The organism is Shewanella sp. Pdp11 (assembly GCF_002838165.1).
In the GTDB taxonomy this organism is placed as follows: Bacteria; Pseudomonadota; Gammaproteobacteria; order Enterobacterales; family Shewanellaceae; genus Shewanella; species Shewanella hafniensis.
Map to the genome: position 1 here is coordinate 744,982 of NZ_CP015194.1, position 13,660 is coordinate 758,641.

Genomic DNA, 13,660 nt, shown 5'->3' on the forward strand with positions numbered 1-13,660 from the left:
AAGTATTGCAATGGCAGATGCTGACGATATATCGAAGAGATTAATATGCAATTGAATAACATACAGTTAATGCATATTTTGGGGACAAAATGAGTACATTAAAATCCATATTAAGCAGATTCTGGATACTCGCCTTGATAGTGACGAGTCCGTCACTATTGGCCGCATCGACGGGGTGGTTAGTTAACGATAATCACCCGCCAGCCAAAGTACGTTTTATGCTGACGGGGGAGGTTGATCCCGTAACGAATACTTTGCCCGCGGTGCTTGAAGTACAACTTGAGGGCGATTGGAAAACCTATTGGCGCAGTCCTGGGGAAGGCGGCATTGCACCTACCATCAAGTGGGATGGCTCTCGCAATCTACAGCAAGTGGATTGGAGGTGGCCTGCGCCAGAGGAATTCTCATTATTGGGATTACAAACCTTTGGTTACAAAGGTAATACCACCTTTCCCTTAACCCTAAAAGTCGATGCTATCGCTGCGCCAACTCAGTTGCGTGGCAAAGTGACCTTGTCGACTTGTACCACTATCTGTGTACTGACGGATTATCAGATTAGTCTCGACTTCACGCCCAATGCGCTGCAAGCGGATACCGATGCCATGTTGGCCTATAACAAGGCCAAGTCGCTTGTGCCACAAAAAGTATTGACCCAAGAGGGCCAAAATCCTGCGATGACCATGGGTTGGGATGCCGCCAAAGGTCAACTTGAAGTCAGGCTTAATGATGCCAACTGGCAAAATCCAACCGTGATTATCGATGGCGAGCCAGATACCACATTTAAGCTAGTGAGCTTAAAACCAAGTGAAAGCGATGTTAACGGCAAGCAATTGATTGGTATTTTCAATGGTCAAAGTTGGCTGGGCGAGCCTGAAGTCTTAGGTAAGTCGCTGAATGTTACTGTCGTCGATAGTGAGCGAGCGCTGGAATATAGCGCCGAAGTGAAGCCTGTGGTGATTACCCAAGCAAGCACCTCAATATTTGGCATGATTTTGTTAGCACTTATTGGGGGGTTGATCTTAAACGTCATGCCCTGCGTGTTACCCGTTCTTGGTATGAAGCTCAGTTCAGTGGTTGCAGCACCTCATCTTAAACGTAATCAAATCCGCCAACAGTTCATCGCATCAGCGCTGGGGATATTGGCCTCATTCTGGTTACTGGCTGGTTTTATCTTAATGCTTAAGCTCACGGGTCAAGCGATTGGTTGGGGTGTGCAGTTCCAAAACCCTTGGTTTATCGGTTTTATGGCGCTGGTGACCACAGTGTTTGCCTTCAATATGTTAGGCGTGTTTGAGATCAACTTACCCTCTAACGTGCAAACTAAGTTGGCGACGACGGGCGGCAATAATAACAGCGGGCACTTTTTACAAGGCATGTTTGCGACGCTACTGGCGACGCCGTGCAGTGCGCCATTTTTGGGTACTGCGGTCGCTTTCGCCTTGGGCGCCGATGTACTGAGCCTGTTTGCCATCTTTACCGCGTTGGCCGTGGGTATGGCGTTCCCTTGGTTGATTGTGGCGGCATTTCCGCAGGTGGCGGGTTATTTCCCTAAACCCGGTCGTTGGATGAATACAGTCAAAGTGTTTTTCTCCGGCATGTTGCTCATCACCAGTTTGTGGCTGATTAGCCTGTTGGCAAGCTTCATAGATACTAGCTACCTGTGGCCGTTAGCGGGTGCCATTACACTGATATTTATGCTGTTTATGGCTAAAAAATATGGCGCGATTGCCATTGTGAGCTGCTTAGGTATCGGCATTTTACTGTCGGCAATCATCGCCTTTATGACGGTGAACCAGTGGGCAAAACCTTTACCTGTGGACCTTGCTTGGACGCCATTGGATCAAGCATTGATCAATCAGCAGGTCGCCCAAGGCAAAACTGTGTTTGTTGATGTCACTGCCGATTGGTGTATCACCTGTAAGGCCAATAAAGTTGGCGTGATCCTGCAAGACCCAGTCTATAGCCTGTTGCAACAGCCGCATATTGTGCCGATGAAGGGCGATTGGACCACGCCTTCTGAGCCCATTACTCACTACCTGCAAAGCCATAATCGTTTCGGGGTGCCATTCAACGTGGTTTACGGCCCGGGTGCACCGCAAGGGATTGAGTTACCGGAAATTCTATCGGCTGACCTTGTGCTCGCTGCTATTGAGCAGGCCTCTGCGTCCCCTGAAAAGTCATCCGTAGCGGCAGGGAAATAACGCTAACGACCAGCCGTTCACTCGGCAATATCACTGGCGAGTCTCATTCAATAGCGAGTCGAGTGGCCCTCAACAAATACTCACGTCAGGGATAACTCTGACCTAAGACAATGGAAATCGATTATGAAACAGACAATTGAAGCACAAAACATCACTGAATCAATGAATAATACTCAAGTCATCGGAGGCACTAAAATGTCGAAATTTAGCTCTTTATTCAAACATCGCAAGTTGCAGATGTTTGCTGTCTCGGGTGTCGCCATGGCCATGCTAGTGGTTTCCTTGCCTTCGCTGACGGCATCTGCCTATGCCAAGGACAGCAGTTTATCGGCGGCGCAGCAACAAGAGGTGCGAGCAATTCTTAAAGATGCTTTGATCAATGATCCTGACCTAATGAGAGAAGCGATTATTGCGTGGCAAGCAAGGGAGCAAGAGGGGGCAAATACGGCCATGCAAACTAGCCTAGTAACCCATCATAAAGCCATGTATGAGACCCAAAGCGATCCGTGGAAGGGTGCTGCGACACCTGAGATTGAGATGGTGTACTTCACTGATTTTAACTGCCCATACTGCAAGAAAATCGAGCCTTCGCTGAACCAGCTGATTGAAGAATTTCCGCAGCTAAAAATCATAGTCAAAATGGTGCCGCTGCAGGGCGAAGGCTCCAAAATGGCGGTCGATTTTGCCCAAACGGTTTGGTTAAACGAGCCTGAAAAGTATCTCAAGGTGAAGGATATGTTGATGTCGAGTCCGCGTGGACTCGATGCCGCCGCCATCGCTAAGGTCGCTAAACTAACGGCAACCGAGCGTTGGGTCGGCAACACAGATGCGCGCGTGGCTAAAATGGTCGATGACAATGTTAATTTAATGAATGAGTTAGGCATAGGTGGCACGCCAAGTATGATAGTGGCCGATACGCTTATTCCCGGATTAGTGCCTTACGAAGTGTTAAAAGAGCAGCTTGAAGCCGCGATTGCCGCTAAAGATAAGACGCAGAAGAGCAGTTAAGATGCCGCCAAAGGAAACTGAAAATATGAGCGCCGAACAAGTTTCGATATCTTTACCTAAGCGCATATTGGGCTGGATTAAGCAGCTGGCACTTTGGCTGCTCATTGCCCTTATCGTGACCAGCGTGATGGACATCTGGCGCGGCAAAGATATCCCACGGGATAATTTGCCGCAGCTCCAAGGGACGACGTTGGCTGGGGATTCGCTTGATATTGCTACGCTCAGCCAAGATCAGGCGATATTAGTGTACTTCTGGGGCACTTGGTGCCCTGTGTGTAATTTTGTCAGTCCGGCGGTCAATCAAATGTCGGCCTATTACCCCGTGGTGACGGTTGCCATGAATTCGGGGGAGGATGAGAAACTGAGAAAATATCTTCAGCATCAGGATTATGGCTTTGACACTATTAACGATAGTGACAGCAAGATTGCCCGTGATTGGTCATTGCAGGCGACGCCAACCATTATGATCTTTAAAGAGGGCGAGTTAAAACACTACACGACTGGCTTTACTAGCCTACCCGGTATGTGGTGGCGAATGATGTTCACTTAGAGGTGATACATCAGGGGAAGTTTTAAGGGAGAAAAAAGCGCTAATCTAGGTTAGCGCTTTTGTATTATCAACTTATTTAAGGACTAGGCAACTAGCTGAAAGCTTAGGGTTTACTTCACTAAGGTGAGCAGTGGCGCCTGACTCACAACTTGAAAGTCGAGCGCCATAGTCACGCTGAGCGCCGTAATAGTGATGATTGAAAACCCAAACACTTGGCGAGCCCAGCGGTGCATGTCTACGCCGTGGCGATAACCTTTTAATGCCATGGCAAGCCACCACAGGCTGGTGGCGCAGGTGACTGCCATAAAGGCGATACCTGTGTAACCCGCAAGTGGCAACAGCGCACTGACTAAGGCGAATACGGCAATATAAAGCACGATATGCAGCTTTGCTTTGGTCATGCCTTCTGCAACCGGCAGCACAGGAATATTAGCGGCCGCATAGTCATTAAAACGGAAAATCGCGATGGCGTAAGAATGTGGCATCTGCCATAGACTGAACATCAACAGCAAAATAGCCGCGCCCATGTCCATTTGCCCTGTCACGCTGCAATAGCCAACCACGGGCGGTACTGCGCCCGAGAAGCTGCCAACCAAAGTGCCATACACTGAGTTACGTTTCATGTAGAGGCTATAAACCCCCACATAAACTATGTAACCAATAACGGCAAATAGCAGGGCTAATGCATTGGTAAACAAGGCTAAGATGCTAAAGCCCAACACACCTAAGGTGAGTCCAAACGCGAGTACGTTACCCACGGCTATTTCGCCCGTGACGGTCACGCGTTTGCAGGTTCGCTGCATTTTGGCGTCAATGTCACGGTCAATACAGTTATTAATCGCACAGCCTGAGGCGACGACTAAGGATAATCCCACTAAGCTTGCCAGCATCAAGACCAGATTTACGTCGCCTTTGGCGGCTAATAAAAAACCGCCAGCAACGGAAATCAGATTCCCGAAAATGATGCCAGGCTTAGTCACCTGTACATACCCTTTGAAGCGTGCTTTCCATTGCGGTGACATAAATCTGTCTTGTATTTGCATAGACTGTTTCTCGTTACATCATCAAAGCGTTGGCTTCGAGTATGATCCACACCGACAGGCCGACGACCATGACAATGATCAGGGCGGTAAACAGGAAGGAGAAGGTATTCACTTTGCCTTCTTTCGAGAAATCTAAGTGCAAGAAGTACTTAAGATGTACCAATATCTGCACTATCGCCATCACTAGCACTAAGCTAAGGGTGGTCGCTTTCTCGAAGTGATGGGTCATTACCGCCCAAAATGGAATGGCGGTTAATACCACAGACAGCACAAAGCCCATTAGATATGACTTAATGCTCGTGGCCAGATCGTCAGTGCCATGGCTAGGCTGATTGTGCGTATGACTATGTGCGCTCATTACAGTGCTCCTAATAAATACACGACTGTGAATACACAAATCCATACGATGTCGAGGAAATGCCAAAACAAGCTTAAGCAGCTCAGGCGGGTGATGCTGCGATTACCTAAACCGGTTTTCGCCACTTCAATCATCATGATCGCCATCCAAATTAGACCTGCGGTTACGTGCAAACCATGCATACCGACAAGGGTGAAGAAGGACGACAGGAAAGCGCTGCGTTGTGGGCCATTACCGTGTTCAATCAGGTGATGGAATTCATAGACTTCCATCCCGATAAACACACAACCCAGTGCAAAGGTAATGGCTAACCAAGTGAGGGTCGCGGCTTTGTTGTGGCGCTTAGCAAAAATCAGCGCCATGCCGTAGGTAATACTACTAACGAGTAGGGCGGCAGTTTCAATCAGCACAAAGTCCAATTCGAAAATGTCTTTACCCGAAACGCCGCCGTCCGTGTTCATGTAGAGCACAGCATAGGTTGCGAAAACCGAGGCAAACAAAATGCAGTCGGTCATCAGGTAAATCCAAAAACCAAACAGAGTGTTGCCACTCGTGTCATGGTGTTCGTGGTGATCTTCTGCGTGAGCTACTTCTAAATCTGCTGGGATTGCAATACTCATATCAGCCCCTTACTACATTGTTTAAGTGGGCATTTTCAATGCGAGCCACTTCATCGGGTTGCACGTAATAGTCGACGTCATTGTTATAAGCACGGAACAGGAACACCACGAAAGCGCCAACTAAACCCACAATGGCTAACCACAGGATGTGCCAAATAGCGGCAAAACCAGCGGCCGTGATCCCCAGCGCCATTAAGATACCGCTTGGGGTATTTTTTGGCATATGGATAGCTTGGTAGTGTTTTTGACCTTGATAAGCCACGCCTTTTTCTTTCGCATCGGTAAAGGCATCGATATCAGCAACCTGTGGCAGCTTAGCGAAGTTATAGAACTGCGGTGGAGAAGCGGTTGACCACTCTAAAGTATGGCCATTCCATGGATCGCCCGTGGTGTCGCGGTTTTGGTCGCGGTCACGGATACTCACGTACAGTTGGATAAACTGCAGAATGATACCGACCATGATGATGCAAGCACCCACGGCGGCTAAGTAGATCCACAGGTTCCACGCTGGGTTATCAATGTGGTTGATACGGCGTGTCATACCCATAAAGCCCAGTACGTACAACGGCATAAAGGCCACATAGAAACCGATTTGCCAGCACCAGAATGACGCTTTTCCTAAACGCTCATTTAAGTGGAAACCTGTTGCTTTCGGGAACCAGTAAGCAAAGCCTGCTAAGTAACCAAAGACCGCACCACCAATAATAGTGTTATGGAAATGTGCGATTAAAAACAAACTGTTATGTAGAACGTAGTCGGCACCTGGTAAGGCTAATAACACACCTGTCATGCCGCCTATGGTGAAAGTCACCATAAAGCCTAGTGTCCACAACACAGGTACCGTTAAACGTAGGCGGCCACGGTAGATAGTGAACAACCAGTTAAACAGTTTTACCCCGGTTGGAACCGCAATCACCATAGTCATCACCCCGAAGAAGGCGTTGACGTTGGCGCTTGAACCCATGGTGAAGAAGTGGTGTAACCAAACGATGAAACCTAAAATTGAAATCGCACCACTCGCCCACACCATAGAGGTGTAACCGAACAGACGTTTGGAGGTAAAGGTTGAGATCACATCGGAGAAAATACCAAAAGCAGGCAAAATCAGGATGTAAACTTCAGGATGTCCCCACGCCCAAAACAGGTTGATGTACATCATGGCGTTACCGCCACCGTCATTGGTGAAGAAGTGGAAATCCATGTAACGGTCGAGTGTCAGCAGCGCTAACACAGCGGTTAAGATGGGGAAAGACGCGACGATCAAAATGTTCGCCCAAGTACAAGTCCAAGTGAAGATTGGCATTTGCATCAGCTTCATGCCTGGGGCACGCATCTTCAGTACGGTGGCGATAAAGTTCACCCCGGTTAAGGTCGTCCCTATGCCCGAAATCTGCAGTGCCCAGATATAGTAATCGACCCCAACTCCCGGACTGTAAGCCAGCTCAGACAAGGGCGGGTACGCCACCCAACCTGTCTTAGCAAATTCACCCAAACCCAATGAAATATTGATCAGCACAGCGCCCGAGGCGGTAAGCCAGAAGCTGAGGTTGTTCAAGAAGGGGAAGGCAACGTCGCGGGCACCAATTTGCAGTGGCAAGACTAAGTTCATCAGACCTATCATAAATGGCATCGCCATAAAGATAATCATGATCACGCCATGGGCGGTGAAGATTTGGTCGTAATGTTCAGGCGGCAGATAACCTGCGGCGCCGTTTGTGGCAAGTGCTTGCTGGGTACGCATCATAATGGCATCGGAGAAGCCACGAATAAGCATCACCAAAGCCAACACTATGTACATGATACCGAGGCGTTTATGGTCAACAGAGGTTAACCAGTCGTGCCAGAGTACGCTCCATTTTTTGTGTTTAGTGATCAAGGCTGCGATATACAAACCCACCACCGCGACGACCGCTAAGGTCACCATGATGATAGGCTCGTGATACGGAATCGCATCTAAGCTTAATTTACCGAGAAATGACATGATTACTCCGCCTCCACTTTTTGGGTGGATGAGTGTTCTGTAGATGAAGTGTCAGAATGGGTTGAGCTTTCCGTGTCGGCCATTTTCTGTGCGTTTGGCATAGCCTGTTCGCTTGCCATATACGCCATATCGTGGTGCATGCCAGCCATGTTGTGGTCGGCACCCATGTGTTGCATTGCTTCGTGATCTTGCATGCCTTCATGTGAGTCCATGTGCATGTATTGCATCACGATTTGGTCAAACATCCCTTTGCTGACTGAGCCAAAGTATTCAACCGGATTGTATTCACTCGGTTTAGCCAGTGTGGCGTAGGCCGCTGAGTCCAAAGTCTTACCCTGTTGTTTTAACTTGGCCACCCATGCATCGAAGTCGGCAGGTGTTTGAGTGGCAATCGCTTTAAACTTCATGCCCGCAAATCCGGCGCCGCTGTAGTTAGCCGAGATACCGTCGAAGGTGCCAGGCTCGTTAGCGATCAAATGCAATTTAGTGGTCATGCCCGCCATAGAGTAAATCTGGCTGCCTAACTGAGGGATGAAGAAGGAGTTCATCGCAGTGTCAGAGGTAATCTTAAAATTCACTGGCACATTGGCTGGGAACGCCAACTCATTGACCGATGCCACGCCTTGTTCTGGATAAATGAATAACCATTTCCAGTCCAGCGACACCACTTCAACCGTGACGGGTTTCGCTTCGTGTACTAAAGGTTTATAGGGATCAAGATCATGGGTCGAACCCCAAGTGATCACACCTAGCACTATCACGATCACAATCGGCACTATCCACACTACGGTTTCAATCGCCGTTGAGTGTGCCCATTTAGGCGCATAGATTTCTTGATCACGGCCATCGCGGTATTTCCACGCGAAGTACAATGTCATGGCAATCACTGGGATAACAACAATGAGCATGAGTAGGGTGGCGACGATAATCAGGTGTTTTTCATCGATACCGATTTGACCCTTAGGGTCCAACACACCGCCATCACAACCCGCGAGCATGAATGCTACTGCCGCGATTGCCGCTTTACTTAATTTTCGAATTAACAAAGGAAGATTCCTCTAACCCTAAGGTTTACAACTCTGCCAAGCGTGAACAGGCAGTCGCACTAAGCGGCGTTATCTGAGCGCAAATCCTGAAATCCAAGAGACATGACACAACAATGTGCAGCCATCCCGACGAAATCGAAGATCCGCTTTCAGCGCTTAATGCTTAATTTGAATTTAAAAACAGAGGGTTAAAATGGTGGGGCGCGACAACCGTGGGCGGTATATTCGAGGGATTTTAGCCTTGGGGGTGCTAAAAAAAGTGAAGCGTTAGTTAAATCGAGATTATTGAAAAATTTGAAGCAGCAGTCGATTAAATGCCATAACTGCAGAATAACGAGGGGGTTGAGCAATAACAGGCTAAGCAGACTGGCGCCGATAAACTCGACTAAAAAGCCATTGCTGAGGCTGATGAGTTCACTAATATCAACACAACCGCCGATTAATACGTATAAAACGTCAGCTACAGGCAGCACAAACAATAACCCGAAAAACAGGGTTAGGTTTGTCATGCTAAAGGTTGAAAACCGAATAATCAGGTTCAATCTTTCAGCAATGAATTGGCTAAGAGCTAATTTCAATTAACGGGTCCGGTTGAACGGGAAAGGGAGTCAGTTGGCAGAACAAAAAATATTCAGCATGCAACTTTTTTATGCGGCAGGAGGATACCAAGAAGCGGCTATTGATTGAAAGCGGATCCCCGTGCGAAAAGACGTTAAGCATTAAAAAAACCTTAATTAAAACCAAATAAAATCAATAAATTTACAAAATTAACTTAAATTTAACTGATTTGGTTCTCATAAATTGGGAATGTGTGAGGCGCTTCATTTATTCATTTTGGCTAAAGTTGATGTATTGGCTAAGTCATGGGGTGGATGAATACCTCGATAAACTTGCGGGTTTTAGCCAACATTTACTTTTTAGGCGTGCCGAATAGCACTGCTGTTTTCTCTGACTCATGCGCACATGTTTACATGCTTATTTTTAATGCGAGTAAAGTTTGACTAAGCGGATTTTAGATGGGCATCTCAAATAAAAACATCAAGTTAAAACAATGGTCGTGTCAGTCATTTACGCTATTTACATTAGGTAAAACGATTATTAGACTGTGATTTTATCACTGCCCAGATATCTACTTGAGATTGAGTTAACGAGTAGGGCATTATGATTCTGAATATTGTAACTATGGCAGTTTAAAGGATTACACATAAAGTCAATTACCCCATACCTTAAGGTAAACATTTTCATCGCCTTAGCTTACATAATTGTAGGTAAACTAGGCTTGATGATTGCGTTGCCACCAGGATATTCAGCTGCCATTTGGCCTGCCGCAGGGATTGCCATTGCTGCCTGTATCCTGTGGAAAGAATATGTCCCTTGGGTGGGGGTGTTTATTGGTTCGCTACTGATCAACATCAATATTGGCGGGCATATCCATTGGGGCTGGTTACCCTTTGCTATCTCGATTGGGTCTTGCATACAGGCTGTGCTTTCTGCCCATGTTCTTGGGCGAGTCGATCATTTATTTGCCTTAGATAATCCTAATACCGTCATTAAATCCTGCTTGAGCTTGGCCTTTACTTGTATTGTGGCGACCGTTTTTGGCAACTGCGCTTTAGTGATCAACGGTACGATTCCGCCATCCGATTTACTGGGAAGTTTAGTGAATTGGTGGATAGGAGATTTACTCGGCGCCGTGATCTTTATCCCCTTGACTATGTTGTTATTTGATAAGCGGACAATCTGGCGTGTTCGCCGCATTCAGACCGGCGTGCCTCTGCTGGTGGGCTTTTTATTCTGCGTGGGTATTTATTACTACTCAAATATGAATCAGCGCCAACAACTGCAAGATAAGTTTCAAATCCAATCCAATGCCATTATTAGCAATATTGATAGTTTTCAGAGCGCCAACCTGCAGCAAATTATCGCCTTAGCGAGTTTATTCGATAATAGCGAGCAGGTTTCTGATGAAGAGTTTGTGCAGTTTGGCAAACGTAACATGTTGCAGAAAGATGGCTTTAGAGCTTGGTCTTGGTCGCCGTTAGTGGCGGCTGCCGATCTACCCAGTTTTGAGGCATCAACCCGTTCGGCCATTGGCGCTCCCTACAAAGTCAAGCGGCCTCAAGATTGGCAAGCTAATGCCGATGGCTGGCTAGTCCCTGTGATGTATATTCAGCCACTCGTAGGTAATGAGGCGGCATTGGGATTAGATCTCAATAGTGAACCAACACGAGCCGCCGCCATTGCCAAAGTGCGCGCGACTTTAGCGCCTGTGATGACGGCTAAGATCCAATTAGCACAAGATCCCAATGGCCCTGGTGGCACCTTGCTTATAGCACCCTCGTTCGATCGGCTAGGCAAAATCTCAGGATTTTGTTCGGCTGTGATTGATTTGCAGAGCATTATTAATGATGTTGAAAGCGTAAAGGGATTGCAGTGGAAACTCTCTGACATGAGTGCGGGCGGTGCATTGCTTTACAGCAATACCCAGAAGTCGTTTCCCGAGTTTAATAGCAAGCTATTTAGCGATAAAACTGGGCAGTATTTTCAGGCAAACCTGATGTTAGCGGATCGTCATTGGCACATAGTGATTTATCAATCCTATGCAGTGCTAATGGGTGATACTTTTAGCTTATCGCTACTGATGCTTCTGCTTGCCTTTATTACCTGTGCCGTTGTGGGCGGTATGACACTGGTTTCTTCCGGTGAGCGTCAACGTATTGCCGCGAAAGTGACGGAAAAAACCATGGCCTTGTCAAAGGAAATTGCCCGTCGTCAGGCTTTTCAGGCCACTTTAGTCGAAAGCGAGCAAAGATATCGTAACTTGTTTGATAAGGCGCCTGTAGGGCATGTGCTTAAACGTTTAGACGATAGCCAGTTTGTGGCGATCAACCCCGCATTCGAAGCGATCACGGGTTACACACTCGCTGAGTTAAATGAGCTTGACCCTTGGGAGCTCACACCAAAGCGTTACCAATTAAGTGAAACTGAGCAATTAGAACGTCTAAAGCAAACGCGTCGTTATGGCCCTTATCAGAAGCATTATTTGAATAAGAATGGTCAATTAGTGGCGGTGCGTCTCAATGGTGCGTTAGTCACAGGTGCCGATGGTGAACAGCTTATTCTCTTTATCGTTGAAGATATTACCGAGCAGGAGCGCACCGTTGCGCGGGTAAATCTATTGGCGCAGGTGTTCCAGCAAAGCGGTGAAGGCATCACTATTATGGATGCCAACGACATTATTGTGGATGTGAATACTGCGTTTTCTCAGATAACCGGCTATTCACGAGAAGAAATCATTGGTAAAAACTGCCGCTTTTTAGAGGCCGAGCGTACCGACAAAAATATCGACCCTCAAGTGCGTGCTGCCCTTGAACAAACGGGATTCTGGCAAGGCGAAGTTTGGGACAGACATAAGCATGGTTACGATTTCCCCAAATGGTTGATGATGTCTGTGGTGCGCGATGATGCAGGTGCGGTGAGCCATTACATCGGCAGCTTTACCGATATCAGCGAGCGTAAAGTCAGTGAAGAACGGATTCATTTCCTCGCCCACCATGATTCTTTGACGTTACTGCCTAATCGACTCAGCTTACAGTCGCGCCTCGAAGTGGTTTTCAGGGAGGCGCTGGCATCCGACAGTCAAATTGCCGTGATGTTTATCGACATGGACCACTTTAAAAATATCAACGACACCTTGGGCCATCATGTGGGCGATCAACTGTTGTTAGAAGTTGCGCGGCGTTTGAAAAACATCGTTGGTGATACTGACACTGTGGCACGTCTAGGTGGCGATGAGTTTGTGGTTGCCTTATCTGATACGAACCATGATGAGGTGGCCAGTTTAGCTGAAGCGCTGCGCAGTGGTTTGAGTCAAACCTATGTTATTAACAATCAAGCATTACATTCATCACCGAGTATAGGCATCAGTTTATTCCCGACCGACGGCGACAGTGTTGAAGCCTTGATGAAAAACGCCGATATGGCCATGTACCGCGCCAAGGCTGCGGGGCGCAACAACTATCAATTCTTTACTGCGGCGATGAATACCTTGATCACCGAGCGCCAGCAAATTGAAACGGGCCTGAGGCAAGTGCTCGCTAACGATGAATTACGACTGCATTATCAGCCACAAATTGATATCCGCACTGGGCAAGTGGTCAGTGTCGAAGCCTTAGTGCGCTGGCAACATCCTGAGTTTGGCATGGTAGCGCCAGACCGCTTTATTCCCATCGCCGAAGAGATTGACATGATCATTCCTATCGGCAAATGGGTGTTAGAAACTGCGATGGCGCAGCTTGCCGTTTGGCGCGCTGCGGGCGCGACTGAGCTGCGAATGGCAGTGAACTTGTCAGCGCATCAACTCCGCAAAGATAGCATTGTCGCCGATATCACCAATGTGCTTTTAAAGCATAAGTTGGGCAAAGGGGCATTGGAGCTCGAAATCACCGAGAGTGTGGCAATGCAATATCCGGAGCAGAATGCGCGCCTGTTAGCGGAATTGCGCCAGCATGGTATCGAGCTTGCGATTGATGATTTCGGCACAGGTTATTCCTCCTTATCCTATTTGAAACTCTTGCCCTTAGACAGATTGAAGCTCGACCGCTCCTTTGTGAAGGATATTGAGAGCGACCCGAACGATGCTGCTATCAGTGCTGCGACCATTTCTATGTCCCATGAGTTGGGGCTAACTGTGGTGGCAGAAGGCGTTGAAAACGAAGCACAATTGGTATTATTGTCGAGCATGGGGTGCGACTTAGTGCAAGGGTTTTACTTTAGTAAACCTTTGGCGGCAGAAGAGTGTTTCCGCTTTATTCAGCGTAATTTATAACGGCAGAGTATTGTTGGTTTCCTAA

10 protein-coding genes are annotated in these 13,660 nt (G+C 47.6%); 4 read left to right on the forward strand and 6 right to left on the reverse strand.

The window, feature by feature from the left end; all coding sequences use genetic code 11:
* Positions 1-89: 89 nt before the first annotated feature.
* The 3 genes from AYJ58_RS03435 (at position 90) to AYJ58_RS03445 (ending at position 3,759) form a co-directional block, all read left to right on the forward strand.
* Complete coding sequence (locus tag AYJ58_RS03435) at positions 90-2,201, forward strand: protein-disulfide reductase DsbD family protein (protein WP_106648987.1); 2,112 nt, start codon at positions 90-92, stop codon at positions 2,199-2,201.
* A 123-nt stretch (positions 2,202-2,324) separates the two neighbouring features.
* Positions 2,325-3,209: a DsbA family protein gene (locus AYJ58_RS03440; RefSeq protein WP_106648989.1), complete on the forward strand. Its 885-nt coding sequence runs from the start codon at positions 2,325-2,327 to the stop codon at positions 3,207-3,209.
* A 25-nt stretch (positions 3,210-3,234) separates the two neighbouring features.
* Entirely contained in the window at positions 3,235-3,759 is a 525-nt protein-coding gene (locus tag AYJ58_RS03445; protein WP_106651734.1) for a protein disulfide oxidoreductase, read from the forward strand.
* A 110-nt stretch (positions 3,760-3,869) separates the two neighbouring features.
* Here AYJ58_RS03445 and cyoE read toward each other — a convergent pair whose 3' ends face one another.
* The 6 genes from cyoE to AYJ58_RS03475 form a co-directional block, all read right to left on the reverse strand.
* On the reverse strand, positions 3,870-4,802 hold the full coding sequence (cyoE, locus tag AYJ58_RS03450; RefSeq protein WP_106648991.1) for a heme o synthase: 933 nt from the start codon (positions 4,800-4,802) through the stop codon (positions 3,870-3,872).
* Between the two features lie 13 nt (positions 4,803-4,815).
* Positions 4,816-5,160: a cytochrome o ubiquinol oxidase subunit IV gene (gene cyoD, locus AYJ58_RS03455; protein WP_106648993.1), complete on the reverse strand. Its 345-nt coding sequence runs from the start codon at positions 5,158-5,160 to the stop codon at positions 4,816-4,818.
* The gene (gene cyoC / locus AYJ58_RS03460; RefSeq protein ID WP_006084646.1) at positions 5,160-5,780 is read right to left on the reverse strand and encodes a cytochrome o ubiquinol oxidase subunit III; all 621 of its coding nucleotides are present in this window, start codon (positions 5,778-5,780) and stop codon (positions 5,160-5,162) included. Before cyoC ends, cyoD begins: the two co-directional genes overlap by 1 nt.
* A gap of 1 nt (position 5,781) precedes the next feature.
* Positions 5,782-7,761, reverse strand: coding sequence for a cytochrome o ubiquinol oxidase subunit I (cyoB, locus tag AYJ58_RS03465; RefSeq protein ID WP_106648995.1), 1,980 nt, complete (start codon positions 7,759-7,761; stop codon positions 5,782-5,784).
* A 2-nt stretch (positions 7,762-7,763) separates the two neighbouring features.
* On the reverse strand, positions 7,764-8,807 hold the full coding sequence (gene cyoA / locus AYJ58_RS03470; RefSeq protein ID WP_106648998.1) for a ubiquinol oxidase subunit II: 1,044 nt from the start codon (positions 8,805-8,807) through the stop codon (positions 7,764-7,766).
* Positions 8,808-8,995: 188 nt separating this feature from the next.
* Positions 8,996-9,385 carry a hypothetical protein gene (locus AYJ58_RS03475; RefSeq protein WP_106649000.1) on the reverse strand — a complete coding sequence of 130 codons (390 nt, stop codon included), beginning with the start codon at positions 9,383-9,385 and terminating at the stop codon, positions 8,996-8,998.
* Between the two features lie 704 nt (positions 9,386-10,089).
* Between AYJ58_RS03475 and AYJ58_RS03480 the strand changes: the two genes are divergently transcribed.
* Entirely contained in the window at positions 10,090-13,635 is a 3,546-nt protein-coding gene (locus tag AYJ58_RS03480; protein WP_232790855.1) for a bifunctional diguanylate cyclase/phosphodiesterase, read from the forward strand.
* The last annotated feature ends 25 nt before the right edge of the window (positions 13,636-13,660 follow it).

Excerpts from the sequence above, each read along its gene's own strand:
- AYJ58_RS03445 (WP_106651734.1), top strand. The coding sequence starts at position 3,235 with ATGAGCGCCGAACAAGTTTCGATATCTTTACCTAAGCGCATATTGGGC.
- cyoC (WP_006084646.1), bottom strand. The coding sequence starts at position 5,780 with ATGAGTATTGCAATCCCAGCAGATTTAGAAGTAGCTCACGCAGAAGAT.
- AYJ58_RS03435 (WP_106648987.1), top strand. The coding sequence starts at position 90 with ATGAGTACATTAAAATCCATATTAAGCAGATTCTGGATACTCGCCTTG.
- cyoD (WP_106648993.1), bottom strand. The coding sequence starts at position 5,160 with ATGAGCGCACATAGTCATACGCACAATCAGCCTAGCCATGGCACTGAC.
- cyoE (WP_106648991.1), bottom strand. The coding sequence starts at position 4,802 with ATGCAAATACAAGACAGATTTATGTCACCGCAATGGAAAGCACGCTTC.
- AYJ58_RS03480 (WP_232790855.1), top strand. The coding sequence starts at position 10,090 with ATGATTGCGTTGCCACCAGGATATTCAGCTGCCATTTGGCCTGCCGCA.
- AYJ58_RS03440 (WP_106648989.1), top strand. The coding sequence starts at position 2,325 with ATGAAACAGACAATTGAAGCACAAAACATCACTGAATCAATGAATAAT.
- cyoB (WP_106648995.1), bottom strand. The coding sequence starts at position 7,761 with ATGTCATTTCTCGGTAAATTAAGCTTAGATGCGATTCCGTATCACGAG.